This is a genomic window from Aeromonas sp. s8, assembly GCF_040907785.1.
Taxonomy (GTDB): domain Bacteria; phylum Pseudomonadota; class Gammaproteobacteria; order Enterobacterales; family Aeromonadaceae; genus Aeromonas; species Aeromonas veronii.
Window position 1 is genome coordinate 322,632 of record NZ_JBFOCL010000047.1, and the last position, 26,954, is coordinate 349,585.

Annotated in this window: 22 protein-coding genes and 2 tRNA genes; 5 read left to right on the forward strand and 19 right to left on the reverse strand. The window is 59.4% G+C overall.

The window, feature by feature from the left end:
• Window positions 1-91: 91 nt before the first annotated feature.
• Genes AB5Y86_RS17460 through AB5Y86_RS17470 form a run of 3 tightly spaced genes read right to left on the reverse strand, consistent with a single transcriptional unit; the run spans window position 92 to window position 1,353 of the window.
• Window positions 92-427: a DUF3802 family protein gene (locus tag AB5Y86_RS17460; RefSeq protein WP_005333735.1), complete on the reverse strand. Its 336-nt coding sequence runs from the start codon at window positions 425-427 to the stop codon at window positions 92-94.
• A gap of 57 nt (window positions 428-484) precedes the next feature.
• The gene (locus tag AB5Y86_RS17465) at window positions 485-973 is read right to left on the reverse strand and encodes a GNAT family N-acetyltransferase (RefSeq protein WP_368193587.1); all 489 of its coding nucleotides are present in this window, start codon (window positions 971-973) and stop codon (window positions 485-487) included.
• Window positions 970-1,353, reverse strand: a complete 384-nt coding sequence (locus tag AB5Y86_RS17470) for an MmcQ/YjbR family DNA-binding protein (RefSeq protein WP_019446158.1) — start codon at window positions 1,351-1,353, stop codon at window positions 970-972. The genes AB5Y86_RS17465 and AB5Y86_RS17470 overlap by 4 nt, the downstream gene beginning before the upstream one ends.
• Before the next feature lie 118 nt (window positions 1,354-1,471).
• On the opposite strand from AB5Y86_RS17470, the gene AB5Y86_RS17475 reads away from it, so the two are divergent.
• Window positions 1,472-2,263 carry an alpha/beta fold hydrolase gene (locus AB5Y86_RS17475; RefSeq protein ID WP_069527832.1) on the forward strand — a complete coding sequence of 264 codons (792 nt, stop codon included), beginning with the start codon at window positions 1,472-1,474 and terminating at the stop codon, window positions 2,261-2,263.
• 177 nt (window positions 2,264-2,440) lie between these two features.
• Here AB5Y86_RS17475 and AB5Y86_RS17480 read toward each other — a convergent pair whose 3' ends face one another.
• The 5 genes from AB5Y86_RS17480 to AB5Y86_RS17500 all read right to left on the reverse strand — a co-directional run bounded on the left by AB5Y86_RS17480 (window position 2,441) and on the right by AB5Y86_RS17500 (window position 8,922).
• A complete protein-coding gene (locus AB5Y86_RS17480; protein ID WP_120414474.1) occupies window positions 2,441-3,412 on the reverse strand; it encodes a Kiwa anti-phage protein KwaB-like domain-containing protein in 972 nt (323 codons plus the stop codon).
• A complete protein-coding gene (locus AB5Y86_RS17485; protein ID WP_368193589.1) occupies window positions 3,413-4,033 on the reverse strand; it encodes a hypothetical protein in 621 nt (206 codons plus the stop codon).
• A 510-nt stretch (window positions 4,034-4,543) separates the two neighbouring features.
• Window positions 4,544-5,596: a lipocalin-like domain-containing protein gene (locus AB5Y86_RS17490; RefSeq protein WP_368193613.1), complete on the reverse strand. Its 1,053-nt coding sequence runs from the start codon at window positions 5,594-5,596 to the stop codon at window positions 4,544-4,546.
• A gap of 185 nt (window positions 5,597-5,781) precedes the next feature.
• Window positions 5,782-8,211 carry an FtsX-like permease family protein gene (locus AB5Y86_RS17495; protein ID WP_368193590.1) on the reverse strand — a complete coding sequence of 810 codons (2,430 nt, stop codon included), beginning with the start codon at window positions 8,209-8,211 and terminating at the stop codon, window positions 5,782-5,784.
• Between the two features lie 30 nt (window positions 8,212-8,241).
• Window positions 8,242-8,922 (reverse strand): ABC transporter ATP-binding protein, encoded by a 681-nt coding sequence (locus tag AB5Y86_RS17500; protein ID WP_368193592.1) that lies wholly within the window; start codon window positions 8,920-8,922, stop codon window positions 8,242-8,244.
• Between the two features lie 197 nt (window positions 8,923-9,119).
• Between AB5Y86_RS17500 and AB5Y86_RS17505 the strand changes: the two genes are divergently transcribed.
• Together AB5Y86_RS17505 and nhaD are read left to right on the forward strand one after the other, a co-directional pair.
• Window positions 9,120-9,587, forward strand: coding sequence for a DUF4357 domain-containing protein (locus AB5Y86_RS17505; RefSeq protein WP_005333716.1), 468 nt, complete (start codon window positions 9,120-9,122; stop codon window positions 9,585-9,587).
• Between the two features lie 107 nt (window positions 9,588-9,694).
• Window positions 9,695-11,119, forward strand: a complete 1,425-nt coding sequence (nhaD, locus tag AB5Y86_RS17510; RefSeq protein ID WP_368193594.1) for a sodium:proton antiporter NhaD — start codon at window positions 9,695-9,697, stop codon at window positions 11,117-11,119.
• 76 nt (window positions 11,120-11,195) lie between these two features.
• Here the strand turns inward: nhaD and AB5Y86_RS17515 are convergent, their stop codons facing one another.
• From AB5Y86_RS17515 to AB5Y86_RS17555, 9 genes are all read right to left on the reverse strand, one after another.
• Window positions 11,196-12,407, reverse strand: a complete 1,212-nt coding sequence (locus AB5Y86_RS17515) for a Bcr/CflA family multidrug efflux MFS transporter (RefSeq protein WP_076491839.1) — start codon at window positions 12,405-12,407, stop codon at window positions 11,196-11,198.
• Window positions 12,408-12,520: 113 nt separating this feature from the next.
• Complete coding sequence (locus AB5Y86_RS17520) at window positions 12,521-14,215, reverse strand: hypothetical protein (RefSeq protein ID WP_368193596.1); 1,695 nt, start codon at window positions 14,213-14,215, stop codon at window positions 12,521-12,523.
• A 58-nt stretch (window positions 14,216-14,273) separates the two neighbouring features.
• Entirely contained in the window at window positions 14,274-15,602 is a 1,329-nt protein-coding gene (locus AB5Y86_RS17525) for a hypothetical protein (protein WP_368193615.1), read from the reverse strand.
• Window positions 15,603-15,802: 200 nt separating this feature from the next.
• Window positions 15,803-16,363, reverse strand: coding sequence for a hypothetical protein (locus AB5Y86_RS17530; protein WP_368193598.1), 561 nt, complete (start codon window positions 16,361-16,363; stop codon window positions 15,803-15,805).
• Between the two features lie 34 nt (window positions 16,364-16,397).
• Window positions 16,398-17,822 (reverse strand): NAD(P)/FAD-dependent oxidoreductase, encoded by a 1,425-nt coding sequence (locus AB5Y86_RS17535; protein ID WP_368193599.1) that lies wholly within the window; start codon window positions 17,820-17,822, stop codon window positions 16,398-16,400.
• A gap of 102 nt (window positions 17,823-17,924) precedes the next feature.
• Window positions 17,925-18,764, reverse strand: a complete 840-nt coding sequence (locus AB5Y86_RS17540; protein ID WP_164536636.1) for an FTR1 family protein — start codon at window positions 18,762-18,764, stop codon at window positions 17,925-17,927.
• The gene (locus AB5Y86_RS17545; protein WP_368193601.1) at window positions 18,764-21,754 is read right to left on the reverse strand and encodes a YncE family protein; all 2,991 of its coding nucleotides are present in this window, start codon (window positions 21,752-21,754) and stop codon (window positions 18,764-18,766) included. The genes AB5Y86_RS17540 and AB5Y86_RS17545 overlap by 1 nt, the downstream gene beginning before the upstream one ends.
• Window positions 21,755-21,758: 4 nt before the next feature.
• Window positions 21,759-22,208 carry a hypothetical protein gene (locus AB5Y86_RS17550; RefSeq protein WP_368193602.1) on the reverse strand — a complete coding sequence of 150 codons (450 nt, stop codon included), beginning with the start codon at window positions 22,206-22,208 and terminating at the stop codon, window positions 21,759-21,761.
• A 127-nt stretch (window positions 22,209-22,335) separates the two neighbouring features.
• The gene (locus AB5Y86_RS17555) at window positions 22,336-22,821 is read right to left on the reverse strand and encodes a YqhA family protein (RefSeq protein ID WP_042657617.1); all 486 of its coding nucleotides are present in this window, start codon (window positions 22,819-22,821) and stop codon (window positions 22,336-22,338) included.
• Between the two features lie 276 nt (window positions 22,822-23,097).
• Between AB5Y86_RS17555 and AB5Y86_RS17560 the strand changes: the two genes are divergently transcribed.
• Window positions 23,098-24,087: a DUF2860 family protein gene (locus tag AB5Y86_RS17560; protein ID WP_368193604.1), complete on the forward strand. Its 990-nt coding sequence runs from the start codon at window positions 23,098-23,100 to the stop codon at window positions 24,085-24,087.
• Window positions 24,088-24,311: 224 nt separating this feature from the next.
• Here the strand turns inward: AB5Y86_RS17560 and AB5Y86_RS17565 are convergent.
• Both AB5Y86_RS17565 and AB5Y86_RS17570 read right to left on the reverse strand, forming a co-directional pair.
• Window positions 24,312-24,387: transfer RNA gene (locus AB5Y86_RS17565), tRNA-Asn, on the reverse strand.
• Between the two features lie 2 nt (window positions 24,388-24,389).
• Window positions 24,390-24,465: transfer RNA gene (locus tag AB5Y86_RS17570), tRNA-Asn, on the reverse strand.
• Window positions 24,466-24,952: 487 nt separating this feature from the next.
• On the opposite strand from AB5Y86_RS17570, the gene dauA reads away from it, so the two are divergent.
• Window positions 24,953-26,689 (forward strand): C4-dicarboxylic acid transporter DauA, encoded by a 1,737-nt coding sequence (gene dauA / locus AB5Y86_RS17575; RefSeq protein ID WP_368193605.1) that lies wholly within the window; start codon window positions 24,953-24,955, stop codon window positions 26,687-26,689.
• Window positions 26,690-26,954: the final 265 nt, after the last annotated feature.

Below are 26,954 nucleotides of genomic sequence, written 5' to 3' on the forward strand. Positions count from 1 at the left end.
ATGATAGCAAGCAGGGCTGCCCACCAAGGCGGCCCTTTTCCTTATCTGCTGCTTTGAAATCTTGCGTTGGGCGGGAGAGCCGGACGGCAGATCAGCCGATGGCGCTGTCGAACAGGTTCTTGATGAGATCGATAAACTCGATGAGGAAGGTTTTCTGTTCCGGGGTCGGGGCGCGCAGCCATACGGCGGAGAGCACCTCCTCCAGATCGGCGACCACGGCGTCGGCCTCCTGCATGATGGCGAAACGCACCTTGGGATCGAGCTGGGGGTTTTGCTCGCAAATGGCCATCAGGTTGCTGGCAACACGGCCACTGACCAGATCTTCGATGGTCTCTTCACCATCGTTCTGCTGTTGGGATTCAAACAATCCCAAACTCTCCACCAGATACTCGATCAGCGAGATATAGCCTTCACTTTCTACCACCATGGTTGCTGCCTCAATACAGTAACAATACGAAAATTAAGCGTATTTTAGTGGCTTGCCCTAGCTTGGCAAGCAGCAGTGCAGGCGATGGCGAGTAAAACTGACTCCGCCCCGCTCCACGCACTCCAGCCCGGTCAACGTAAAGCCATGTCGTAAAAATAGCTCATAACTGAAGGCGCTGGCCTCGGTGGTGATGAGGGTCATACCGAGCCCTCTGGCCCCCGCGAGCGCCGTGGTGAGCAGCAGATTGCCCAGTCCCTGGCGCTGATGGTCGGCGCTCACATAGAGCAGGCTGAGGTGGCCATCGGGGCTCAGGGTGACAAACCCGAGGGGCACATTTGCCAGCTCTGCCACCCAGCCGTGGTGCTCGCGCAGCTGGCTGACAAAGCCCGGATGTTGTGAACCGAGGGCCCACTGCTCCACCTGCTCGGCGCTGTAGTGTTCGGGGCCGCAGCGTCGCACCGCCTGCTCAAACAGGGTTACGAGAGCGGGGATATGTGCCTCGCCAAGGGGGACAATGCAAAGTGCTGGACTAAGTGCTGGCGTCATAAGGTCGGGCCGTCAGTAGGGGGGAGGGGGCGCGGCGCCTGTGGTCGTTTGGCTTTGGGCAGACCCGCGACAACCCGCTCATAGGAGTGGTGCACCCAGCCTTGCCACAGATCATCTGGCAAGGTGCTGTTCAGGGTCACTGTGTTCCAGTGTTGCTTGTTCATATGCCAGCCCGGTTTGACCTCGGGGTGGATCTCGCGCAGCAGCAACGCCAGCTCGGGCTCGCATTTGAGGTTGATGGTGAGCGGCTCGGCCTGCCAATCCACCAGCGCGAACATCTTGCCCGCGATGCGGTAGACCAGGATCTCCGGGCCAAACGGGGTATCTTCGGTGGCGCCCGGCAGGGTCAGCAGAAAGTGGCGCAAACGGGTCAAATCCATGGTGGGTTCTCGCGCAAGGGGTGATCCGGGTCATGTCAGGCGCATATCTATCGGCGGGCCTGTTCTGTTAATATGCGCGCAGCCGAGTATACCCCCCATCACCAAGGGAGCCTATTGGATGTTGTATCACAAGACTTTCGAACTGGGTCCCGAGCGGGATTGGGTGGTGTTTGTCCACGGCGCCGGTGGCAGCTCCTCCATCTGGTTCAAGCAGCTGCGCGCCTATCGCGAACACTTCAACGTGCTGCTGCTGGACTTGCGCGGCCACGGCCAGTCCCACCAGCTGCAACAGGTGGTCAAGGGCCACTACAGCTTTCGGGAAGTGACCGAAGATATCGTTCGGCTGCTCGATCATCTCGATATCCGCCGCGCCCACTTTGTCGGCATCTCCCTTGGCACCATCCTGATTCGCCATCTGGCCGAGCTCTGCCCGGAGCGGGTGAAAAGCATGGTACTGGGGGGCGCCATTCTGCGGCTCGATATCCGCTCGCGGGTGCTGGTGCAGCTGGGCCGACTCGGCCAGCACTTCCTGCCCTATATGTGGCTCTACCGGCTGTTTGCCTTCATCATCATGCCGCGCCAGCACCATCAGGAGTCGCGCAACCTCTTTGTGCGCGAAGCCCGCAAGCTCTGCCAGAAAGAGTTCAAACGCTGGTTCCGCCTCGCCACCGAGGTTAACCCGCTGATGCGTTATTTTCGCGAACGCTCCCTGCCCATTCCCACCCTCTATGTGATGGGGGAGGAGGATCATATGTTTCTGGCACCGGTGCGCGAACAGGTGGCCCGCGATGCCAGCTCTTCACTGGCGGTAATCGAGCAGTGCGGCCATGTCTGCAATGTGGAGCAGCCGGAGCAGTTTAATCGCCGTACCCTGGCATTTATTCAATCGCTGGGGGGCGGGGGGAAATAATCTGTTTCCTATCCGTTATTAAGGGTCTGTTTGTGTTAGATTGGATATATCAATTGATTATTGCCCTCTATATAGATGATAAATAAGTAGCTAAGTGTTCCTGATATAACTGGGTATAGGTATATAGGGACTAGAATAATGTATCCATAGTCCCTTTCTGATCATATTATTAAGATGTTAGTCTGCGTTATTCGCAGGCTGTACAATTTCAACTCTATCAGCATCAACCATTTGCTTTTTGATTAAAGATATGAATCTTTTGTCATTTATTAACTTTAAAAATAAATCAATGTTATTTTCATCGATGACAAACTTACCATCGTTATCTACATTTATTTCCCATTGATGCTCAACTATTATTGCTTTCATATCTTCAATAAACTGTTGATCTTCGAAGTAACGAGTTTCTTCTGCTGAGACCAAACGTCTTAACAACGTCTTATTATTACCTATTGCAATTTTTAAATCGTCAACTGAAGTGATTATCCCGTGTTCAGCAAGAGCATCTACTAAAACATCACGCTTTGCCTCAAGGCCTTCTCTAATATTAAGGCCTAACTCATAATTGGCTTTATCTCGAATAAAAACATTTTCACCGTACGCAATAAAATCAAAATAATTTCTAAATGAAAAAGTATTGCATACATCTATTTTTTTAAAGTCGCCATCTGAAAACGTCCAGCTAGATATGGTCGATACTCTTTTGAGGTTCCAGCCACCTTTAACTTTAGAGAATGCATAAAAACAGTGCTCATTGAATTTGAACTCAACAACTAATGCCCATGCATTGTGAAATTCTTTGATATCTGTTACTGGTTCATTATCTGCACCAAGATTAATTTTATCAATAATTGCTGCAAAATCTGTAGCATCAACAGTATGTACTAGAGCTCGATCTTCATCTGTATCTACTGTAAGTGCGGAGTAAGCTGACAACTCTCTAATTGGCTCTACTTGTTGTTCCACACCAAAGAAAAACTTGCGCAATGTTGCTATTAAGTCTGCATCTAAGCCATCAATTGATGCGCTCAGAGCCCGGTAAGAATGCTGGCCTGCGTTTGTGCTTTTTTTGATTACCCACAAACGAACATCAAAGGCATTGAAATCTATAGTTTTAATGTTATCTAGAATTAGCAACTTATCTTGCATTTAAACACCTTTATTAGAGATTATTCCCATATAGTTATTGAGTTTGACGTATCTTTCATTATTTCCAGATAATAAGTCATGTTTAGATAACATGATGCATTCTTTTTCATTCCCAGATTCATTGTATCTACAATCATATAAGCCATAACCAAGCGCAGCTAAAATAGGATTGATGAATACACTTTGACTACGAATGGATAATAAACACAAGACTGATAAAAATAGGCATAATGAAAATATGTCTTGCCATTCACTAAGCTCAAAAGCAACAAATGAAATCATGTATGGAATTGTATAATTAACTACTTCACTAGAACGACTTCTCGCTGTTATTACATATATGCTATAAGGTTTGTTAGTTATGTTTTTAAGTATGTAACATAGCAATGTCAGGCTTAATATTGACAAAAGCAGTAATGAATAAACTATTTCTACATTTTTAAACTCAAGCCAATATGGTACCGTTAATTTTATAGAATTAAAAAATGGTGCGTTAGTGTTGAGATCAAACCATAAAATATCCTTTACATCTTTTATGATCATAATTAAAAATAATGGTGTGTAACCGCTAATAAAAATGGCGATTGAGGATAATAGTCTAGTTTTGCTCTTACGATTCATTACTCCCCCCCCCAACTCACCTAGTATAATATTATTGTAAATGTCTTAGTCATCGTCAGAATTTATAAAGTTCAGATCGTACTGCGAGTTAAAGTTTTAACTATAGAGACAGTAGACATACTGACCGGAGTTCTCACTTTCAGTTACACAGGACTATATCTCCAGCGCACTGTTCCAACCAGATTGAAGCAAGGTAAGTCATTACCACTTCTCGGTGGTCCATTGGGCTATAAGTGTCGGATGAGAATCCTATCAAACAGCGACCAATTTAAGTGAGTAAAAAGTTAGTTACCGCTCGAATTTTGAGGTTTTTTTTGACAAGGATCAGACTTGAGCCAAGTTGGCTGCGGGTTGGGTGGGTGAGGGTGTTCGATAAATAAACAGATAAGGCATCCTTGGCTACTGGCGCCAAGTGACAGAAGTGGCTGGGCAATATCACGGTTATGCCCTGTTATAAGGGGGATTTGTTTTTAGGTCATCGAGCAGACCGGCCACGTTTGTCTAGGGTGTTCAGTAGCCGGTCATCTCCAGATAGCCGACCCCCTTGGCATCCCCCGAAACAGAGACTGCACCCTCCCAGTAGTCAAAGCGACCGGTCATGGCCTGATTGGGCTGACGGGCTTTGATGGTGAGGCTCATTCCGGCGGCGTTGAGCTGCCACTCAACGGGGTAATCCTGCCCCTTGGGGCCGCGCCAGGTTTTGCCCGGGGTGAGGCGAATGGCGTCGGGGGCGAGCACCCGGCTGCTGCCATCCCGCTCAATCAAAATACCGTAGCGGTTTTCTGGCTGGTTTTCGGGATTAGCACGGCCCGATTTGGTGCGCAGGCGAAACAGCATCAGCTCGCGGCCATCGGCCAGTTGCAGGGAAAACCAGTCCCAACCCGATTGCCACTCGGCCAATACCGAGCTGCTCCACTCGTGATCAAACCAGCCTTGTCCGGTGACGGTGCGGGTCTCGCCATCACGAGTCAGGGTGCCGCGAAGAGTGAGGCGCGGGTAGGAGTAGTAAAAGGAGGCGTTGCCCGGGCTCTTCTCGCTGTAACCGGCCTTGCCTTGTAGCACCAGCGGCTTGGCGGCGGTGACGGTGAGGTTCATCTCGCCAATCTTGCTCTGTACCTTGAGGGTGGCGGGGAACAGCGCCGCCCCTTGCGAGGCAAGCCGCCACTCCCTGAGCCAATATTGGCCGCCGCTGGCCCCCGCCAGTCCCGGCCCCTGCCGACTGGCCCGTTCATCTTGCTGGTGGCTGCCACGGTCGAGATCCGTGATGGCAAACTGGGCCAGCCAGAGCTGGGGGGTAAGCCAGGGGTTGCTGGTGCGAAGTTCTTGTTCGATACCCTGCCTAAACAGGGTCCACTGCATGCCATATTCGCGCCCCTGCTCATCCTTGAGATTGCCGGTGAGATACCACCACTCGGAGCGGTAATCGGGGTGGGCGGCGTGATCCTCCGGCAGCTGGATAGTTTGCCCCGGCAGCACCTTTTTAAAGCTGTCGTTGCCACCGCCGAGCAGGGCGCCCAGATCGCTGGCCTGCGCGCTGCCGCTTATGGCAATCAGCGGGATCAAGAGGGTGGCGAGCCACAGGAACCGTAAAGAGGACAAGCTTCCCCTCACCCTGGCCCTCTCCCAAAGGGAGAGGGGATGGTTCAATGCCGCACTGTGCTCTTCTTTGCGCTGAAGAAGGGGCGGAGAGAGGGAAGTGGTCGATGGGAGCTTCAAGCCATGGCTGAGCCAGTGAGCTAACCGATATTTCATACCACTCTCCGTGCCGCATACCAGGAGGCCAGTGCGCCACAGACCGGCGCCAGCAACAGGGCGGTGACCGCATGAAGGGGGGCGGCCTCGAAGGCGAGGCGCCAGCCAAAGGCGCGTGGGTTGACCACCTCGATCAGCACCCAGGCAAGGCCATAGCCCACCGGCAGGGCCAGCAGGGCGGTAAGCAGCCCCAATCCCGCTCCTTGCCACACCAGCAGCTGGCGGCAGTGGCGGGGGCTCAAGCCCAGACTCTGCAAGGTCTGCAGCTCGCCACGGCGTGCCAGCCCCAGCACCATAAAGGCCGAGCCAATGCCGACAAAGGCGATGCCGAGGATCAGCAGTTTCAATAGCTCGGTCACCACAAAGGTCTGGTCAAACACCTTGAGCGCCGCGCTGTGAATGGCGGGGGCGGAGAGCAGATTGAGCTGCCCGCCAAAGCGCTCGCGCAGGCGGTCGGCCAGCTGTTCGGGGTCGTTGCTAAAGAGGGCGAGGGATTGCACTGCTCCCGCCTCGAAGGCGTGCAGGATCTGCCCCTTGTCGCTGCCGTAGTCCTGATAGACGCCGGTGACGGTGAACTGCCGTGGCCCCTGCTCGCCGCTGATCGCCAATGTCTGGCCTACCTTGACCCCGAGGCGCACAGTCAGCGGTTCGCTCGCCAGTACCTCGTCAGGGCGGGTCGGCCAGCGTCCGGCCAGCAGCGGATAGGCCGCTTTAAGCTGGGGGATAAAGTCCATCTGCGCCCACTCGATGGGCTGCCCCTGCCAGCGGGCGGGGAGCACCGAGCGGCGCGAGGCGGCGCTCACCAGCGGATTGGCGAGCAGGGTCTTAAGGGTTGTATCGCTCAAGGTGCCCTTGTTGCCCGCCACCCCCTTGGGGGCGGTGACATAGAGATCGGCGGCCAGACGCTGGCCGAGCCAGATCTCCACGCTGGAGCGAAAACTCGACACCATGACCCCGATGCCGATGGCCGCCGCGATGGCCAGCTGCAACGCCATCACCGCGATGGCGGTGCGGTCGAGGTGATAGAGGGTCTCTGCTACCCCGAGTCGGGCGGTGAGGGGGCCGCCCGCGCGCCGTCGCAACCAGCCAAGCAGGCCGCGCAGGGCATCGGGCAGCCAGAGCGCCATGGCCAGCAGCCAGCCGCCGGCTATAAAGAGGGCACCGGTCAGACCCGTTTGCGGCAGCCACAGGCACAGAGCGCACAGCAGCAGGATGGCGATGGCCAGCACGCGCCGTCGCCACGGGTGAGCGGGGGGGCGGCTGCTTCCGGCACGCAGTTCGAGGGGGGATTGGCGCAGCAGTTGCCACCAGCCGGGCAGGTTGGCGGCCAGCGTGCCGAGCAGCCCGATCAACAGCGCCTTGAGCAGGCTCACAGGGGAGAGGCGAAGCAGATCGATGGGGTTGGGCCCATAGAGATCGGCCAGCGCCTGGGTGAGCTGCCCCATCAGCGCCAGTGCCAACAGGGTGCCGAGCAGCACCCCGAGCAGGGTGCCTAGGGTGGCGAGAATAAGGAGCTCCAGGATGAGCCAGCGCAGCACCCGACTCGGCCCCATTCCCAGAATGATCAACTGGGCCAGCTGGGGGCGGCGCACGCTCTGCACAAATCGCTGGGCGTTGAACACCAGAAACAATCCCACCGCCATGGCGAGCAATGAGAGCGCCGTCAGGTTAAGGGCCAGTGCATCGCCAAGCTGGCTGGCATCGAGCGCCGGACTGATGGGCTCAAGCCACAAGGGCTGGTTCGGGTAACGGGTGTGCAGAGTGGCCTGCAGGGTACGAGCCTCAGCGTCACTTAGCTTGAAGACGATGCGATCGAGCCGACCCGCTTTATCCAGCAGCGGTTGGGCGAGGCCGATGTCGGTTATCAGCAGCCGCTCCATGGGCACGGCGCCCGGTTCGAAGGTGCCCGCTAGGGTCAGGGTCAGGGTTCGGGCGCTGGCGCCATCGCTGCCGCCCAGCACAAAGCGTCGGCTCTGGCCCGCTTGCCAGCCAAGGCGCTCCGCTTCGGGGGCCGACAGCCAGACGCTGTCGGCGCGGTTGAGGGAAAAGTCGGGCTCGCTTGCGGGTTGGGCGCCAAACAGCTGGCGCAGGGGGCCGGTGTTGAAGAGATCCATTCCCAGCAGTTGAAAGCTGCGCCCCTGCTCATCTTTGAGCCTGCCATGGAGCTGGGGCATGGCATCGAGGGCGGGCTGGCTGGTCACCAGCTGCACGTAAAGCTGCTCATCCAGCCCGCCAGCAGGGGCCAGCCGGTAGTTGGCTTCTCCTGCCAGCTGGCTGCGGGCGGCGACGAAGTTGGTGCGGGCACTGTGGTTGAGCAGCTCGATGGCCACCACCAGTGACACCCCCAATACCAGCCCGGCCAGACTCATCAACAGCAGCCAGGGGTGGCTGCGATAGAGGCGCAGCAGCGCTTTGAGTGGCAGCATCAGCGTGTCTCCGGCTGGCGCAGTTGCCGCTTAGTCATGATGGGGTCTCTTGAGCTCGATAAGTTGCCCCCCTTCAAGGCGCAGCACTCTGTCGGCCAGGGCGGCATAGGCGGGGTTGTGGCTCACCAGCAGCAAGCCAGCGCCGGTATCGCGCACCGCCGCCACCATCAGCGCCATCACCTGTTCGGCATTGTGCTCATCGAGGCTGCCGGTGGGCTCGTCGGCGAGCAGCCACTGGGGCTGATGGATAAGGGCGCGGGCCAGCGCCACCCGCTGTCGCTGGCCGCCGGAGAGCTGCTCCGGCCAGGCATGGCGCTTGTGGCTCATATCGAGCCGGTGCAGCAACTGGTCAATCCTTGTCTCATCCGGTGGCATACCGTTGATGGCGAGCGGCAGGGCCAGATTTTCGGCCACCGTCAGGGTTGGCAGCAGGTTGAAATCCTGATAGACGATACCGAAATGGCGACCCCGCAGGCGCGCCCGCTCGTCGGGGGAGCGGGTGTCGATCCGGGTCTCCCCCAGCCAGATCTCCCCTTCATCCGGTGCAATCAGCCCGGCGATGAGATTCAGCAGGGTGGACTTACCGCAGCCGCTTTGGCCCAGCAGCAGGGTGATCTCGCCAGCGGGGAGGGCGAGATCGAGATGGTGGAACAGCGGCAGTCGTTCACTGCCGTTATCGAAGCTCTTGCAGAGGTTGCGCAGGGTCAGCATGGGATAACCGTTTGATGGTCAATGGCTTTCATCATGCTTGGTACGCTAGCACGGCCAGCATTGATCAACACCCCTTACGGTTGATCAAGAGTGCCAGTTAGTGATCAAGGCGGCAAAAGAGCAGTGGATCCTCGCTGGATCCCGCTTGCCCGAGGTGGTTAGAATAGGGGCTTCCATGGGTCACAGGATGAGCAAGGATGTTACACAAGCAAGTCAGTTTTATCATCGATAGCAAGGGCAACAAGCAGGCTGCCGTCGTCCCCATCGAGATCTACAACGAGCTGATGACCCTGCAAAAGGCACTCTCCGACAACCGGCCGGGGGAGCGCGAGCTCTACCACTTCAACGGCAAGGGGGCCGAGGCCCACGGTTATCCGGTGGGCAAGCGGCAAAATCCGGGCTTTATGGTGCTGGCCGGTTCTACCGCCAATGGCGAGGATGCCGCCTCTTTGCGTGAAGCAGTGATCGAGCTGCGTCACGAACTGCTGGAGAAGGGGGTTATAGTGCCCCGCAGTCAGGGTGGCTTTGTCTTTACCGCCGATCAGCTGTTCAACAGCCCGAGTCTGGCCGCCAGTCTGGTGGCGGGCAATAACCGCAGCGGTCTGGATGCCTGGCAAAACAGCGCAGGCTATACCCTCAAGCAGTCGGGTTTCGGCAAGAAATAATCCCGCGTTTCGACAGCAAACTAATTAAGTGTTAATTGACCTGGATGAATTTTTCTTTTCATCCAGGTGCTAGCATCGTTGCCAGACGGTTCTAAAAGGAAGAGACCATGTCTGCGCTTACCCCTGTTATTTTGCTGCTTTCCCTGTTTATCCCTCCCGCCCATGCCAGTAGTGGCCCTGTTCTGTTGACATCCTCCGCCCTCGGACTTTTTTGTGTCGGATTGTTTGTGTTGGCCTACGCCCTGGTGATGGCTGAAGAGTATCTGCAACTGCGCAAGTCCAAACCCGTGCTGGTGGCCGCCGGGGTGATCTGGATCCTGATCGGTATCGCCTATGCACAGCAGGGGATGAGTCCGGCGGCCGAGCAGGCATTTCGCCATACCCTGCTGGAATATGCCGAGTTGATGCTGTTCCTGCTGGTGGCGATGACCTATATCAACGCCATGGAGGATCGGCGGCTGTTCGATGCCCTGCGCGCATGGCTGGTGCGATCCGGCTTTCACTTGCGCACCCTGTTCTGGTTGACCGGTGGGCTTGCCTTCTGTATCTCTCCGGTGGCTGACAACCTGACCACAGCGCTATTGATGTGCGCCGTGGTGTTGAAGGTGGCCAACGGTGATCGGCGTTTTGTCAATCTTGCCTGCATCAACATAGTGATCGCAGCCAACGCCGGAGGGGCGTTCAGTCCCTTTGGCGATATCACCACCCTGATGGTGTGGCAGGCGGGCAAGGTGCAATTTGGCCAGTTCTTCACCCTGCTTATTCCCTCTCTGCTCAATTTTCTGGTGCCGGCCATCCTGATGAGCATGATGGTGCCGCGTCATGTGCCGGAGGCTGATAACGAGGTAGTCGATCTCAAGCGGGGTGCCCGCCGCATCGTCGCGCTGTTCTTGCTGACCATCATCACGGCGGTGCTATGCCACAGTTTCCTCCATCTGCCGCCTGTGCTCGGCATGATGCTGGGACTCGGTTATCTGCAGTTTTTCGGGTTTTATCTGCGCAAGTCGTTACCGCGCTCGCTGGCACGCAAACGGGCGCTCTATGAACGCAATGGTGATGAGGTGCGGTTGCGCAGTCTAGGTTCTGTGGTGCCATTTGACGTGTTCAACAAGGTGGCCAAGGCGGAGTGGGATACCCTGCTCTTCTTCTACGGGGTGGTGATGTGTGTCGGTGGGCTGGGCTTTATGGGGTATCTGGAGCTGGTGTCACATTGGCTGTATGACGCAGGGGATCCCACCATGGCCAACATCTTCATTGGGGTCTTGTCCTCCGTCATCGACAACATTCCCGTGATGTTTGCCGTGCTGTCGATGAACCCGGATATGGCGCTGGGACAGTGGTTGCTGGTGACCCTGACCGCCGGAGTGGGCGGCAGCCTGCTCTCCATCGGCTCTGCGGCCGGGGTGGCCCTGATGGGACAGGCCCACGGCATGTATACCTTTTTTGGCCACCTGAAGTGGCTGCCTGCCATCTTGCTCGGTTATCTGGTGAGCATAGGGGCGCACCTCTGGCTCAACAGTGCCCAGTTCTGAACGTCTGGCCGCCAGTACGAAAAGAGGCTTCCGTTGATGGAAGCCTCTTTCGTTTTCCTGACAGGGGGGAGGGGGATCAATCGCCTCGCTTGCCGGTCAGCAGCCAGTAACTCAGAGTCGAACCCACCCCGCAGCAGGCGATGGCGATGGCCATCGGCAGCGGCGAGTGGGGCGGATTGAGGTTGACCAGAATGCCGACCAGGGCGCCGATGCCAAAGCGCAGGGTGCCCGCCAGTGCCGAGGCGGTGCCCGCAGATTGCGGGAAGTGGCCCATCAGGCCGGTCATGGCGTTGGCGCCCACCAGACTGATATGGCCGACAAACAGTACCACCGGAATGACGATGCCCCACAGACCGCCGGTCTGGCTCCAGGCGTTGTAGACCAGCAGGGCGCCCGCGCAGGGCAGCACCAGCAGACCGTATTGCAGCATCCGCTCGGCGCCCACCCCTTTCACCAGTCGGCTGTTGACGAAGGTGACCACCATCATCAGCAGGATATTGAGGCCAAACAGCCAGCCGTAGTGCTCGGTCGGCACCTTGAAGTACTCGATATAGACGTAAGGGGAGCCGCTTAAGAAAGCGAACATGCCGGAGCTGGAGAGGGAGCCACACAGCACATAGCCCATGGCGCCGCGATGGGAGAGCACCCCCCAGTAGTTCTTGAGGATCTGGCCGATCTTGAGCGGCTGACGGTGCTCGGGTTTCAGGGTCTCCTGAATTTTCCACTGCATCACCAGACAGATCAGCAGGCTGATCCCCACCAGCAGCCAGAAGATCACCCGCCAGTCGGCGTGGGCACTGATATAGCCGCCCACCACAGGGGCCACCAGCGGCGCCAGGGTCATCACCAGAATGACGAACGACATGGCGCGAGAAAACGCATCCTTCTCGAACAGATCGCGCAGCAGGGCATTGACCACCACAGAACCCGCCGCGCCGCCCGCCGCCTGCAACATCCGATAGGCCAGCAATTCAGGCAGGGAGTCCGCCATGGCACAGCCCACCGAGGCGATGGCAAACATCACCAACCCCGCCAGGATCACCGGCTTGCGGCCATAGCTGTCGGCCAGCGGGCCGTAGAAGAGCTGACCGATGGCAAAGCCGCCCAGAAAGGCGCTGATGGTGAGCTGGGCACCGTCGATGCTGGTGGCCAGATCCCGGGCGATGGCCGGAATGGCCGGCAGATACATATCCACAGCCAGCGGGGTCAGACCCGCGAGAGCACCGAGCAGGATAAACAGGAAACGGGGGGAGAGGGCGGCAGCCTGAGCTGTTGGCGATTGGGGCATAGGGTATCCGCTGGTGAACCTTGGTTGAAAAAGGGAGAAGGGCGAGTCTATCAGGTTTGCCCCCGCTCGGCATGACGTTCCTGCCCCCTCAAAAGGGGGAGGTGCCCGGCGGCTCAGCCACCTTGGGGAGCTCGCTTGCGGTCATGCGGGCGCGCTGCGCGGATCACTCCCCCCAGCCAGAGCAGCCAGGCCAGCGACGAGATGGCGTACCCGAGCCGCTCCGGCCAGCGGGCGGTAAGGGTAAAGGTGAGGCTGTGTTGTCCGGCGGGCACCCAGACCTGCACCAGCCCGTTGCGGGTACTGCTGACGCTCAGCGGCAGGCGCTGGTCGAGCCTTGCCTGCCAGCCCGGGTAATCAAACTGGTGCAGGACCAGCTTGGCGGGTGCCGGGGCATCCACCGTCAATTCGATATGACGCGGCTGCCAGCGCTGGATCTGCCAGTTCACCCCCTGATGGTCGCTGGTGATGGCGGGCTGGAATTCCTCTTTCCAGGCCAGCAGGGTGGGGGCAAACATGCCGCGCGGCACCTGCTTTGGTCGGTATTCGCGGGCGCTGCGCTTGCTGTCGAACTCCCCGTCGAGCTGACTCTTTACGGGAGCCTGGGTGAGCGGCGCCTCGCGTACATAGAGTCCCTGCGAGAGCAGGGTGAGGGCAAGCAGTAGCCACCAGACCCACTGCCACGGGCGATAGGTGGGGGTACCCAGCGCCACTACGGCGACGGTAGCGATGACCAGCAGCAGATTGAGACGCCAGGGAAATTGCACCAGTTGCAACGGAGTGAGCAGGTGCCACAGGGGCTCGCTTGGTGGCAGCATCATCAGAAAGCTCAGGGTGCCAATGACCCCCCAGAGCAGCAACTCGGGATGGCGCGGCTCGCGGGCAGCCGCCCAAGCTACCAGTAGCAGAGCCAGGGTGAGCAGCGTCAGCCAAGCGAGATGGCCGCGAAAGCGCCAGTCATCACGGCTTTGGGGCAAACGATCGAGAAAGTTGCGCTGAAATTCGAACATGCCGGTGCGCATCTGCTCCATGGAGATCCCCCCCTGATCCAGCAGAGCGGGCAGCAGCAACAGGCTGGCCATCGCCAACCCCCAGAGCTGGCCCAGCAGGGTGCCGATAAGCGGGGAGGCGGTGACAGGGACACTGACAAGCGTTGTGCTCCCCTTGTAGCGCCAGACCAGCAGCAGGCTGCGCAGGGTGAGCAAGCCCAGAATGAGCAGGGTGCTTGGTAGATGGGAAAGCGTCAGCATGGAGACGGCCAGTGCGAGCAGCAGTAGCGCAAAGGGGGCGCGGCGGCAGAGGCGATCCTGCGCCAGCAGTGCCAGCGGCGCCCAGACGAAGGCCCAGCTCTCCGCCAAGGCAAAGCGGGCGTAGATATCGATAGCCAGATGATAGGGCAGCGCCATATAGAGCAGACTGGCCGACAGCGCCCGCCCGTGGCCGGCAAAGGGGCGCAACCAGAGATATGCAAACAGGCCGGAGAGCCAGAGTGCCACGCTGCTGCTCCAGAGCAGCGGCGTCATCGCCTCGTGGGCCAGTGGGGTAGGGCCGGCGAAAAGTGCGCTCACATAGTAGGGCAAGGGGGGATAGAAGAAAAAGACCGGGCTGCCAAAGGCGCCGTTCATCTCCATCAACCAGCGCGGATAGAGCTCACCTTGCCACAGTTGCACGGCAAAGATGTGACCGGAGAGCAGGTGGTGAAACAGATCATGGCCCTGACTGCCGCCACGCAGCCAGAATGGCAGCAACAGGAGGGCACAGGCCCCGGTCAGCACCGACAAAACCCACAGCCACTCTCTGGTTAAACGCATAAGGAGACTCGTCTGTTATGGATGCGCAGTGAGTGTACCCGAGTTGTTCCCCTCTTTTTTAGTTGCCTTGGTTGGTTTTTGTGCTTTTTCTGTGTTTCTTGTCACTTCCCCCATGGGTTGTCTGCAGTGAGGGAATGGCGAGCCAGAGTCCGGGCTCGGCGGCAAAGCGTGGGGCAAACCAGTGCTGGCGCACCGCAGTGGGCATTTCGCTCGCGGCGATGGGGCGGCGGCTGAGGCGGCAGGCTCCCCGAGAGAACGCCAGCGCCGCATCCCCCTTGTACCAGCCGTCCGTTACCGGCAGTGCCGTGGTCTCCCGCAGCAATCTTACCCCCCACTGGGTCACCAGCGCCGGGCAGCTTTTCTCTGCCAGCCTTGCCGCCTGCACCATGGCGGGCGGACGGGGCAGGGTAAAGGTCGCGCCGAGCAGCAGCAATCCGGCCACCGCGACCAGCCACTCGCCATGACGTGGCAGCCAGCCTGTCAGCAGCACGATACCGAGCAGGGTGATGGGGGCCAGATGGCGGGGATTGTCAGGGTTCTGGCCAAACAGGGTCCAGAGCAGCAGGGCGAGCCAGTAGATCGTCCAGAGCGGCGAGAGGGCGGCAGTGTGGTTTTTTGATCTTTGCCAAAGCGGCAGTACCAGCAGCGCCCCAACAGCCAAGGGCCAAAGCGGGGTGAGCTGATCGTTGAAGGTGCTCGCCCAGCTCAGCAGCCGATCGCCGTGGGCCGCTGCCGTGTTGCCCCACAGGGTAAAGTGGCCGTCGGTAAAGCGCCGCCCCTCGCTGAAATAAGCCCAGCCATCGGCTTGCCAGACAAACAGCAGGCAGGCTAGCCCAACCAGCGCGATGGGAAGCACAAACCTGACGCGGGTGCCCTGCTGCGCCATCCCCAGCCACAGGGGCAGCAGCGCCAGCACAAAATAGGAGGGTCGCAGCGCCAGCAATAGACCCAGCAGCAGACCCGCCAGTGCAATTCTGCGCTGCTGCAAGGCCAGCAGCGCCCCAAGCCAGGCCGCGAGCGCTGGTCCATCCGAAAGGCCTGAGAGGGCGAGCGTCGGGGTGAGCGGCAGGGCCAGCACCAGCAGCCAGACTGGGGCGAGCAGGCTTGGCCGTTGCCACAGTTTTACCGTCAGCAATGCGGCGAGCGGCGCCAGCAAACTGCTACCGAGCAAACTTGCCCACTGCACCGCGCGGGCCGGATCGTCCACCAGCAGATTGAGCAGCCGTGCCAGCCAGATAAAGGCGGGGTAGCCCGGAAAGTGGGGGGAGAACTCCAGCACGCTAAAGCGCGTCACCCCGTGGGCAAAATTGAGGGCATCGTCGGAATCGAGCGCCACCGGGAAGGCCAGCAGCCAGCCAAGCCAGGCCAGTTGCAGCAGAATAAGCAGCCAAATGGTGGTGGAGCAGGTGGAAGGCCAACGCCGGGCCGTTACCTTACCCCTCATCCCCAGCCCTTCTCCCGCAAGGGGAGAAGGGGGCAAACCGGCGTCCGGGTGCATCTATCGGTAGGCCGTGCGTAGGGTGGGTAGAGCGCAGCGAAACCCACCGTTTGTCACAGCGAGATGGCGCAATGATTGGCGGGTAGCCATCAAAGCGGCGCCAGCACGGCCATCAGCGCTTTTTCTGCATCGCTAAAGGCGGCGGCATCGGCGGGCTTGGCGCCCACCCCGAATACCCCCGGGTTGCCGATGGCATCCAGCACCTTGGCCAGCGCCAGTTCGGCCGCCTTGCGATCCCCTTCACTGAGGGAGGGGAGGATCAGATCGAGGAAGCGCTTGCTCTTGACCACCAGCACCTTGGCGGTCTGGTAGTCGCCAAGATTCTGGCTGGCCCCTTCGAGGCGGCGCTCGATCTCCGCCTTGTAGGCCCGGTTGAGCAGGGCAGCGGTGGCTGCGGCATCTTTGGCCTTGATGGCCGCGGCCAGCGGCGCTTGCAGTTCCACCTTGTGGTGCTGCTCCAGATAGGTCAGTTCGTCGGCAATCTCGCTCAAGGTGGCGCTGGCATCCTTGCCGCCAGTGGCGGCGCCCAGCAGCGCTTCGCGGGCGTCGATCAGTGGCTCCTTGCCGGCGGCGGCGTAGGAGTAAGCCTGCGCCTGCCCGCTCAGGGTCAGCAGCAGGGTGAGGGCGAGTAAACCCGGGCGGATGGTCATCCTGTTCTCCTTACTTATGCCAATGGCGCGGCACTCAGGCCACGCTCTGGGTTTCGATCACGGTGTTTTCGTTGCGATGGTTAAAGATGGCGTGACGTCTGTCCACTCCGTCGATCACCATGTCGGCGGCCATCATCCCCATCTCCATGGCGGTGTCGGTGAAGATGTAGCGGAATGTCCCCTGACGGCCGGTCATGATGAGGTTGGTGATCGGCATCAGCGCCTTGATGGCTTCTTTGCGGCGCGCCTGATAGCCAAGGTCCATCAGCGGATAGGCGTATTCGCTGCGGGCCTCGAAGGTCTCATCGCCAAGTTTCTGGGTATCGACGCCAAGGCTCTCCAGATCGGCGGTAACCCGACCGCGCAGATCAGAGAGCGGCGCCTGCCAGGTGGCATCCCCCGGATTGCAGGGGATCTCCAGCATCACCGAGGTCTGGCCCTGTGGCGCCATAAAGGGGCTGCGGCGGCGCGGCTCCTGCAAACGAGTGGCCAGAATATGGGGATCGGAGAGGTACTGCCAGGTGTTGTCCGACAGGTTTTCCTGTTTGAGGGGCATATTGACGAAGCGAAGCGACCGGTATTGGAGATCGCACGGCAAGCCCAGATGCTGGCAGGTGAGCGGCAGCGGCAGGGTGGAGATCACCTGATCAAAGCGTTCGCTCTGCTCAATGTCATCTTGTTTCCAATACACCCGTTCGATGCGGCCATCGGCCTGCTCAAGGCGGGTGATGGTAGCGCCAGTTTTCAGCTCAACGCCCTCGGCAACCAGCCGCTCCCCCAGAGTGGTGAAGATCTGGCCGAAGCCATATTTGGGGTAGCGGTATTTGCGGGCATAGGTGCGCACCGAGATACTGCCGTTGCGTCTTGGCAGCAGACGGCGCGCCACGTCTTTCAAATCGATGAGGCTGATACGTTGACCGGCCCAGTCGGCGGAGAGCTTGTCCGGGTTGATGCCCCACAGCTTGCCGGTGTAGCCCTCGAAGAACTGGCGGTAGAGGGTGCGGCCGAAGTGACTCTGGATCCACTCGGCAAAGCTCGCCTTGGCAAAATCATTCGGCTTCTTGCTAAAGGGCAACAGCAGCAAGTCTTTTACCGCACCGGCCATAAGGGCCAGCGGCGCCGTCTTGAGCAGGTTGGGCAGGTTCAATGGGTAGTCATAGGTGCGCCCGCCAAAGCGGATCACGCTCTTGCGCTCGGCGTGTAGCAGATCGTCCCCCATCAGCTCGTCGATAAAGGCGAGCAGTTCGGGGTTCTTGGTGATAAAGCGGTGGCCGCCGTAGTCAAAGCGATACTCCCCATCGCGCCCCTTGAAGGTCTGGGTAGCGCACATGCCGCCGACCACAGGCTCCTGCTCGAACAGGGTGACTGCAAAACCGGCGCGGCGCAGGCGCCAGGCGGCCATCAAACCGGCGGGGCCGGCGCCCAGCACCGCAATGTGCTTCTTGTTGTTATCGCTCATGACCTATTCCGAAACTGCTTGATAGATAAGGGAACCGCGCCAAGGCGCGGCTCCCGAATGGTGTTGTTACCCCGTGCCCTTGTTGCCACAGGGCGTGCGGGCTCAGCCCTTGCTGGATGCGGCGCTCACCTGCGGGCGATAGCTGCGCTGCCAGAGGGTCACGAAGATCGCCAGATAGAGGGCCCAGGTCAGCAGCTGCAAGCCAGCGGGTGAGGCATTGTAGCCAAACAGGGCGCGCAGGAAGGTACCAAATACCCCCTGATCGTCGAGAATGTGGCTGATGTCGAACACCGGCGTGGTCCAGAAGGTGATGATGTCTGCCGCTTGCAACATGTTGACGGCAGATGAGAGCAAGCCTGCGGCGATGATGATGATAAGCAGCCCAGTCCAGCGGAAGAAAGGCGCCAGCGCCACCTTGCGGGTGGAGCGCAGCAGTCCCCACACCAGCGCGATGGAGACCAGCAACCCCGCCAGCGCGCCCATCAGGCCGGATTGCAGATCGACCCCTTGGCCCGAATAGAGCAGGGCGGAGAAGAAGAGCACGGTTTCAAACCCTTCGCGCATCACCGCCAGAAAGGCGAGCAGCACCAGACCAAACAGGTTGCCGCCATCGATGGCCGCATCGATGCGTGCCGTCATGGCCCCCACCTGGGATTTGGCCTGCTTTTGCATCCAGATCGCCATATAGGTGAGCACCAAGGTGGCAAAGATGAGGATCCCCGCCATCAAGAGGTGGTTGTAGCGCTCGCTCTCGAACTGGCTCACCACCACCTGGAACAGGAAGGCGACGACAAGGGAGGCGACAAGGCCAAGCCCCACCCCCAGATAGATGAACTTGTTGTAGCGGCTCGCCCCCAGCTTGGCGAGGTAGGAGAGGCAGATGCCGACCAGCAGGAAGGCTTCCAGCCCCTCGCGCAGGGTAATGAGAAAACTTGCAAACATCAGGATTGAGGCTCCGTAGCGGGCGTGACGGGGAGAGGCTGCAAGGCAAGTTGCAACCGATTTAGCTGCACTATGGGTGGCTCCGGCAAGCTCGGCTCGGCGGCGCGCACCGCATCATTGACCCACTTGGGGTAGGTGCGGAAATTGAGTTTGATATCGGCCTTGAAGGGCCCTTGGGCATCTGCTGGCAGCGGCCAGGCTTCATCGCGCCAGCCATCGGCCGGAATGCGGGTATCTTCCAAGAGCTTGGCGTAGCGCCAGAACTTGAGCCCCACCGGCTTGCCCTCGGCATCGCCGAACACTTTGCGAAACAGTCGTGCATCCTCGGGCACAGCACCATCCACCGGCTGGCCGCTGGCAAGCACCACCTTGCCGGTGGCGTCGGTGACGGTCAGCTCCAGCCAGAGTTCACGAAAATCAGCCACCCCGGTGGGCAGGGCATGGCCTGCGCCGGTATTGGCGACCCGCACCACCAGCTGCTGACTATCGGCAGCCTGTTCGATACGGGCGGAGAGGGTAGCGCTGGAGCGCAAGAGCGCCAGACTCTCCTGTTCAAGGTCGGGATTGCGCAGCCCCACCAGCTGGTGCTGGGCACCGGTAAAGTTGTGGCGATAGAACCGCGCCTTCATGGTGCCGTTTTCGGTGGACTGGCCCGATACCGGCGCACCGCCATTGCCCGGCTCCGGGTTCATATGGCAGTCGATGCAGGTGCGCCGTTTGGCGGGATCCTCGGCCTTGGCGAAGCTGGATTTTTCCCACTCGTCCCAGGTGTTGACGATGTTGGCGCCGGTGCCCGGGGCAAACTCGTTGTGGCACGACTTGCACAGAGCCGCGTCGCGGTAGAAATCCTTTTGATAGGAGGCTTTGTGGGCCGCCGGACGGGCGTTGATCTGCCGCTCAGCCAGCCAGTGCTGGAGGCTGCCGCCCGGGGCATCCTCGAACACATAGCTCTCACGGTCTTTCAAATTCACCGTAAAGGCGCTGTTGCCGCCCGCATCTTCTACCTTGGTGATGCGATGGCAGAGCACGCAGCCGGTCCCTTCCTCAACCACAGGTTCGCCCGCCTTGTGGGCGGCAATCAGCGAGGCGCCGCCCTGCTCGAACATGTGGGAGCCCTTGGGCAGATCCAGCTGGCCTGTCATCACCTGCTGGGGCATATGGCAGCCTTGGCACCACTGACCGAACGCTTCCCCTTCGGTTTCTCGGGCCAGCGCCTGCACCACCTTGTAGTAGGGATGGGAGTTGCCCATCAGCCGGTGGTTGCTCTCGCTCCAATCTTTGAAGGCCTGTTGGTGGCAGTTCTGGCAGGAGGCAGAGTTGAGCCACTCCTTCGGGTGAGTGGTTGGCGCCTTGGCGGGATCCGTGCGCGGGGCATCGAGCCGCAGCCAGTTGGCAAGATAGGGGAGGTTGCCATCGGCGGTGACGAAGGCGTGTAAGTCCTCCATCATCGCTTTCACTTCCGGCTGGGGCCTCGTGGGGTCAACTATTTCGGCGCCATCGCGGGTGTCATGGCCCATGCCGCCCTGGGTCTGCTGGGTCATGCGCAGGTATTCGCCGACAAAATCCCCCGCCACCATGTTGGTGAGGTTGGCGTGGCCGTTGATGGCGTTGTCGCCGCTCTTCTGGCGATGGGCCGCCATCAGATAGCGGTTGGTGAAGTTGAACCCGTCCAGATGGCAGGAGTTGCAGCTCATCCAGTTGTCCCCCGCCATGGGGAAGCGTGAGTTGGACGCTGTGTTACCGAGGTTAAACAGCCGCTCGCCGCGCTGAAGCGGCTCGGGGCGCGGATCCGTCTCTACCAGCCTAGCGAAGTGAGGCACATCGACGGTGACCCGGGCAAACGGGCTGCTGCCGCCGCTATTGAGGCGGGTGAGATCCTGCCCCATGGCGTTGTGCACCAGAATATGGTCACCGTCGATCAGCAGATCCCGTGGATTCTGGCCCGGCAGGTGGCGCAAGAGCTGGGTTGCCTTGGCGCCCCCCTGAAACTTCTTGCGGCGGTGGCGGTTGTTGTTGGACTTGCCGCTGCGGGAGAGATCAAACACCAGCAGATCTTCCGAGCCCGCCAGGGTCAGATAGACCCGCTTGCCATCGGCGGCAAATCGGGCTGCAAACGGGTTGGAGACGATCTGGCTGCGGTTGCCGACGCTTGGCAGGTTGATCTGCAAAAAGAGCTGCTTTCTTTCATCGACCCGCTCTTTCTCCTCATCGAGATCGATGATGGAGACGGCCGGAAAGACGGTGCTCTGAAACTGGAAGGGGTGGCTGAAGCTCCACAGCACATGGGGCAGCCAGGCCTCGCTGCCATCGGGGGAGAGGGCGATGCCATCGAGTAGGCGCGGCAATCCCTGCGAGTCGCTTGGCGTATCGCTATGGGTCTCGGTCAGGGTAATGAGCTTGGGCTTGGGAAGCGAAGATCCCTTGGCGCCGTGGCCAAGCTTGGCGAGATCATAGATGGCGATCTGGCCGGTCATGGCGTGGGTGAGCAGCAGGCGATCGTCGTCGGTCAGGGCTAGTCCACGGGGAGTCTCGGCGGTTTCTGCATCCAGCTGGAGGTTGCCGGCGCTGTCGTAAGCCTGCAGGCGAGCGGATTCGAACAACGTGACCCAGAACCACTGCCGCTTGGCATCGAAGATGATCCCATAGGGGCGATGACCGGTGGGGATCGCCTTTTCCAGATCGAGATCATCATCCAGCAGCAGCAGGCGATCGCCGCTGTAGTCGGTGACCAGCAGGGTGCCGTCATCGGCGCGGGCCAGCTGGCGCAGAGCGCCCCCCAGCTGCACCTCTTTCAGCCGCTTGCCGCTATCGCGCTCCAGCAGGGTGACCGAGCCTGCGTTCAGGTTGGCGGTGACGAGGCGCGGGCTTTGCCCCTCCTCATAGGCAAGCATCCCTGTGCCCATCTGTTGGGCCAACGCGAAGGGGCTGGCCAGCAGCAGAAGGAGGGCCAGCAGGGGTGACAAATATGCAGAAAACGATGACTTCAACATGGGATCAGGAGCGCCATTTCAAGATGGTCCAGCGCCAGGCGTGGCGCAGCACCAGAGGAGTTAACGCCAACGCGCTCAGCCAGTGGGCCCAGCTGGCGAGGCTGCCCATGGCATCGCCCGGAGTGCCGTGCAGCACCAGCAGTAGGCCGCTGGCCAGACAGACCAGCAGCAGGACTTCGATAATCCGCCCCGTGGTGCGCAAAAAGGGTTTGTTGCTGCGGCTTAACAGGTTGCGATGGGAGAGCCAGAAGGCGCCAAACAGCAGCGGAAACAGGGTGAGCGAGAGCATCACATGGAAAAACAGATTCCAGCGAGCCAGCGACCAGATCGGGGTCAGCGGTTCCCACAGCAGCAGGCCGGAGAAGAACATCAGATAGAGGGTGCCCTCGGCGGCCTGATGGTGGTAGGCCAGCCACTGCCAGAATTGTCGGGGTGAGAGAGAAAGGCTTGTCATAACGGCTCCAGCACCCGGGCGGGGCAGCCCGGGGGAGCAAGTTTATAACGCAGTAAGAGTAATGAAAAGTGTTATCAATTGTATTGCTGGTGAATCAAGGCTGAACAAGCACAGTGATCAGGCCCGACTATTTATGATCCGCCATCCGCTCGGTCACCGCATAGATGAGCGCGGCCAGCGAGAAGGCGAGAAACACCACCACGGACCACTTCATCTCCACCTCATTGGTGATGCCATCCTCGAGAAATGCCTTGAGCACCTCGACCCCGGCGATGGTGACCAGCGAGTTGATGACGATGAGCTTGAGGGAGGCAAAGTTGATCTTGCTGAGCCAGTTGTCGCCGATGGCCTCGCGCTGCTCCTGGGTCTGGATAAATTGCACATAGCCGCAGACCGCCACCAGGATCAGCATCTGGGCCACCAGCACGAAGTCCACCAGGGTCAGCACGCCGGTGATGAGGTCCATGTAGGGGATCTCGATGATGTTGATGCAGAGCAGATAGAGCTGCATGGCAAACTTCACCATCAGCAGGGCCACGCACACCAGAATGCAGACGTAGAAGGGGAACATCATCAATCGGCTGCCATTGAGCATGAAATTGAATCGACGCATGAAAACTCCGATGTTGGGAACAGGGGTAAATAGAGTGAGTATGACGCGAGCAGCCCACAGCGTTGCACGACTGTGGGGACTCATTATGCCGGGTCGCCCCCTGCTTGCGCCTATAAAAAATAAAAAGCCATCATAAAAAATAAAACCGCATCCCGCCGTCTTATTTGTGATTTTTCCCTGCCGTAACATGCCGCTTCTCGATTCCGGGAGGCGACTGCCTCCCTTCTATTTATCAGGCTCGGCCACCGTTAGTGGCCGCTTGCCAGGAGTGTTGCGATGCGTATTGGTCTGCTGTTGGGTATGGGGGTGCTGGTTGCAAGCGGGGTTCAGGCGCAAGATCTGGGGGCAATTCCCGGGGAATCTGGTTTTTCCGGCAGTATGCTGGCAGGGGCCAGCGTTGTCGAGACCAGGTCCAATTTTGCCACGGGAAGTGCAGGTAGCGAGCGGATAGATGCTCTGGGTGCTGCGGCAAAGCAACACAATGTTGCACCGGCGATCAACGGGGATCTGCGCTACACCTTTGCCTCCACCGGTAGCCAGCTGTTCCTGGGCAACCTCATTCAGGATGCCATTCGCGGCGACGGCACCCAGCAGTTCGGGCTGCGCCAGCAGCTGGGGGACAAGGGGATCGTGGCCGGTTCGCTGGTGTTCAATGCCACTCCGGTCAAGGTGTGGCGCGATCCCTTTGCGGTGGGGGTGGCACGTCAGGAGAGCGAGGTGCGCTCCCACGGTGCCCGTCTGGCATGGGACAACATCTGGGGCAGTTCGCTCAGTGGCAGCGTCACCAGCCGTGACGTCAAGGTGGATGAGGAGTCCAGTGGCGAGCAATCTGGCCGCGAGACGATGGGGATGCTGGATCGCAATGGTCGGGTCAACTCCGCCGAGCTCTCCTACCAGTTCCGGCTGGCAGACGATCAGTTCCTCGAGCCAGCATTGCGCTACCAGAAGGCGGGTCTGGCGGGCAGTGCCGAGTCTTATGTGAGCAAGGGGTTGCAGCTCACCTACGCCAAAACCTCGCCCCGCTGGTCATTTGTCAGCAACCTCTATCTGGGCAAACGCGACTATGACGAAGCCAACCCGCTGTTTGGCCAGCGTGCCGACAGCCGCGACATGGCCATTGATGCCACCCTCTTCTGGCACCAGCTGTTTGGCATCGCGCCGCTCTCTGCACTCCTCAGCGCCAGCTACGCCAATGCAGACTCCGGGATCGACTTTTACGACATTCGTTCCACCAGCATGACCACGGGTCTGCTCTACCGCTTCTGACTCCGGTAACTGACAGCAAGATGAGGTGCACACACTGGGGCTGGTCAATCCAGCCCCTTGTTGATGGGATGGCGTGCAATTGGCATGTCAAACAGTGTACTGGTTGGTCATCACATGCAGGCAAGAGATGTTATGACAAAGGGCGTTTGAGAGCAGAGCGAGGCGGGGACGTAAGCGAACAGCAGATACGAAAAGGCCCAGCCAAAAGGCTGGGCTTTAGAATGTGGCTCCCTCGACAGGACTTGAACCTGTGACATACGGATTAACAGTCCGCCGTTCTACCGACTGAACTACGAGGGAATTGGCTCCTCCTACTGGACTTGAACCAGTGACATACGGATTAACAGTCCGCCGTTCTACCGACTGAACTAAGGAGGAATTGCCTGTCTCGTTAAGACGGGGCGAATATTAATGACCAGGGCGGCGGGTGTCAACCCGCGAATTCCCCGAAAACCGGATTTTTGGACTGTTTGCCCAAAAGTTGCGCTTTGCGGTTTATTTTCAGCACAATCAGTCCCTTGCCATCACCTTGGTCGATCGGTGAAGAGTGGATTTGTTCGGTTCGCATCAACCTGATGATGCCAGCATGATGTCGCGAACGTGCTGGCAATCAATGGAGGCTCAAATGGTAATCTTTGCGGCTAAAAGAGGGAGAGCAGGAGTCAAGATCGGCGATTTGGCGGCAAATAGGCCAAATAACGGGTGAGCGCGCGTTTCATTGATCCTGCCCATCGAAAAAATGGCCCGTCTGGAGTAAGGTTACGCAGGATACCATCGCCGCGTCGACAGCCCTGCCGGCCCTTGATGATGATCGGGCGCCGGATCTCTCCGGCCTTTATCTCCCTCTTCTGGTATTACGATATACATGCACAAGCAAGCCTCTTTAAATAGCGTGAAGCTCGCCATAGCCTTACGCCAGTCCTGTATTGATGAACCCTACAGCATGGCCCGCTTCGGCCGTGATCTTATCGCCGGTGTGACGGTGGGCATCATCGCCATCCCGCTCGCCATGGCGCTGGCCATCGCCAGCGGTGTACCACCGCAACACGGTCTCTATACCGCCATCATCGCAGGTATCGTGATCGCCGTGACCGGTGGCTCCCGTTACTCCATCTCCGGCCCGACCGCTGCCTTTGTGGTGATCCTCTATCCTGTCGCCCAGCAGTTCGGGGTCGGTGGTCTGTTGATGGCGACGCTCATCTCCGGCCTTTTTCTGGTGGCGATGGGGATGGCCCGTCTTGGCCGCCTTATCGAGTACATTCCCCCGTCAGTGACGCTGGGCTTTACCGGTGGTATCGCCATCGTGATCGCCACCTTGCAGATCAAGGACTTCTTTGGACTGAGCGTGCCCGAGATGCCGGAAACCTATCTGGGCAAGGTCGAAGCGCTGGCCGCCGCCCTGCCAAGCTGGCAGTGGGGCGATACCCTGGTGGGGGTCGCAACGCTGGCCGTGCTGCTGCTCTGGCCGCGCCTGCGTCTGCCGGTGCCTGGCCACCTGCCCGCAGTGCTGGTCGGGGTAGGTCTGGGTTTTGGCCTCCATTACTTTGGGGTGGATGTGGCCACCATCGGCAGCAAGTTCAGCTATACCCTGGCCGACGGCACCCAAGGGATGGGGATCCCGCCCATCGCGCCGACCCTGGTGATGCCCTGGGCCTTGCCCGGACCTGATGGCTTGCCGGTTGAATGGAACCTGGCGGCTATTGAGCGGCTGCTGCCTGCCGCCTTCTCCATGGCAATGCTGGGGGCGATCGAATCGCTGCTCTGCGCCGTGGTGCTGGATGGCATGACAGGTCGCAAACACAGCTCCAACGCCGAGCTGGTGGGGCAGGGGCTTGGCAACATCTTCGCTCCCTTCTTTGGCGGCATTACCGCTACCGCCGCCATCGCCCGCTCTGCCGCCAACGTGCGTGCCGGCGCTACGTCCCCTATCTCGGGGATTGTTCATGCGCTGGTGGTGTTGGCCGCCATTCTGGTGCTGGCCCCCTGGCTCTCCTGGTTGCCGCTCTCGGCCATGGCTGCCTTGCTGCTCATCGTGGCCTGGAACATGAGTGAAGCGCACAAGGTGGTGGAGCTGATCCGCCGCGCCCCCAAATCCGATGTGCTGGTACTGCTGGTCTGCCTGTCGCTCACCGTCATTTTCGACATGGTCATCGCCATCACTTTCGGGGTGATCCTGGCTTCCCTGCTCTTTATGCGCGAAATCGCCAAGATGACCAAACTGCACGATTTGGCCGAGCACAAGCGCTATGCCCATGAGGTGCCGAACAATGGCCTGCTCTACAAGATCAACGGCCCGCTCTTCTTCGCAGCGGCCGAACGGGTCTTTGCCGAGCTGGAATCACAAGTGAAAGGGCACAAGGTACTGGTGTTGCAGATGGAGGCGGTTTCCATCCTCGATGCGGGCGGCCTGTCTGCCTTCCTCCACTTTGGCAAGCAGATGGCTAAAGCCGGTGTCGAGTTGCGGGTGGCCGAGTTGCAGTTCCAACCGCTCAAGACCCTGGCCCGTGCCAAGGTGCGGCCGCAGCCCGGCAAGCTGGAGTTTTACGGCTCGCTGGAAGAGGCGCTCAAAGGTGAACATTTGCACGAAGCGGCAGTAAATTGATTGAAAGGGATACGAAACGGCATATTTTTGGTCACTTGGTTCGGATATTGAGCAAACGAACGCAAAAAGTAAAAAATTGCATTGACCAAAAGCCATCGTATCCCTTACATTACGCCCCGTTCCAGCGCAACAGCGCAGCGAATACCGTGTTGGCTGGACACGTTAAACCACAGACCAAAATTTGGTGAGGTGTCCGAGTGGCTGAAGGAGCACGCCTGGAAAGTGTGTATACGGCAACGTATCGAGGGTTCGAATCCCTCCCTCA

Excerpts from the sequence above, each read along its gene's own strand:
- AB5Y86_RS17460 (WP_005333735.1), bottom strand. The coding sequence starts at position 427 with ATGGTGGTAGAAAGTGAAGGCTATATCTCGCTGATCGAGTATCTGGTG.
- AB5Y86_RS17465 (WP_368193587.1), bottom strand. The coding sequence starts at position 973 with ATGACGCCAGCACTTAGTCCAGCACTTTGCATTGTCCCCCTTGGCGAG.
- AB5Y86_RS17470 (WP_019446158.1), bottom strand. The coding sequence starts at position 1,353 with ATGGATTTGACCCGTTTGCGCCACTTTCTGCTGACCCTGCCGGGCGCC.
- AB5Y86_RS17475 (WP_069527832.1), top strand. The coding sequence starts at position 1,472 with ATGTTGTATCACAAGACTTTCGAACTGGGTCCCGAGCGGGATTGGGTG.
- AB5Y86_RS17480 (WP_120414474.1), bottom strand. The coding sequence starts at position 3,412 with ATGCAAGATAAGTTGCTAATTCTAGATAACATTAAAACTATAGATTTC.
- AB5Y86_RS17485 (WP_368193589.1), bottom strand. The coding sequence starts at position 4,033 with ATGAATCGTAAGAGCAAAACTAGACTATTATCCTCAATCGCCATTTTT.
- AB5Y86_RS17495 (WP_368193590.1), bottom strand. The coding sequence starts at position 8,211 with ATGCTGCCACTCAAAGCGCTGCTGCGCCTCTATCGCAGCCACCCCTGG.
- AB5Y86_RS17500 (WP_368193592.1), bottom strand. The coding sequence starts at position 8,922 with ATGCTGACCCTGCGCAACCTCTGCAAGAGCTTCGATAACGGCAGTGAA.
- AB5Y86_RS17505 (WP_005333716.1), top strand. The coding sequence starts at position 9,120 with ATGTTACACAAGCAAGTCAGTTTTATCATCGATAGCAAGGGCAACAAG.
- nhaD (WP_368193594.1), top strand. The coding sequence starts at position 9,695 with ATGTCTGCGCTTACCCCTGTTATTTTGCTGCTTTCCCTGTTTATCCCT.
- AB5Y86_RS17515 (WP_076491839.1), bottom strand. The coding sequence starts at position 12,407 with ATGCCCCAATCGCCAACAGCTCAGGCTGCCGCCCTCTCCCCCCGTTTC.
- AB5Y86_RS17520 (WP_368193596.1), bottom strand. The coding sequence starts at position 14,215 with ATGCGTTTAACCAGAGAGTGGCTGTGGGTTTTGTCGGTGCTGACCGGG.
- AB5Y86_RS17530 (WP_368193598.1), bottom strand. The coding sequence starts at position 16,363 with ATGACCATCCGCCCGGGTTTACTCGCCCTCACCCTGCTGCTGACCCTG.
- AB5Y86_RS17535 (WP_368193599.1), bottom strand. The coding sequence starts at position 17,822 with ATGAGCGATAACAACAAGAAGCACATTGCGGTGCTGGGCGCCGGCCCC.
- AB5Y86_RS17540 (WP_164536636.1), bottom strand. The coding sequence starts at position 18,764 with ATGTTTGCAAGTTTTCTCATTACCCTGCGCGAGGGGCTGGAAGCCTTC.
- AB5Y86_RS17545 (WP_368193601.1), bottom strand. The coding sequence starts at position 21,754 with ATGTTGAAGTCATCGTTTTCTGCATATTTGTCACCCCTGCTGGCCCTC.
- AB5Y86_RS17550 (WP_368193602.1), bottom strand. The coding sequence starts at position 22,208 with ATGACAAGCCTTTCTCTCTCACCCCGACAATTCTGGCAGTGGCTGGCC.
- AB5Y86_RS17555 (WP_042657617.1), bottom strand. The coding sequence starts at position 22,821 with ATGCGTCGATTCAATTTCATGCTCAATGGCAGCCGATTGATGATGTTC.
- AB5Y86_RS17560 (WP_368193604.1), top strand. The coding sequence starts at position 23,098 with ATGCGTATTGGTCTGCTGTTGGGTATGGGGGTGCTGGTTGCAAGCGGG.
- dauA (WP_368193605.1), top strand. The coding sequence starts at position 24,953 with ATGCACAAGCAAGCCTCTTTAAATAGCGTGAAGCTCGCCATAGCCTTA.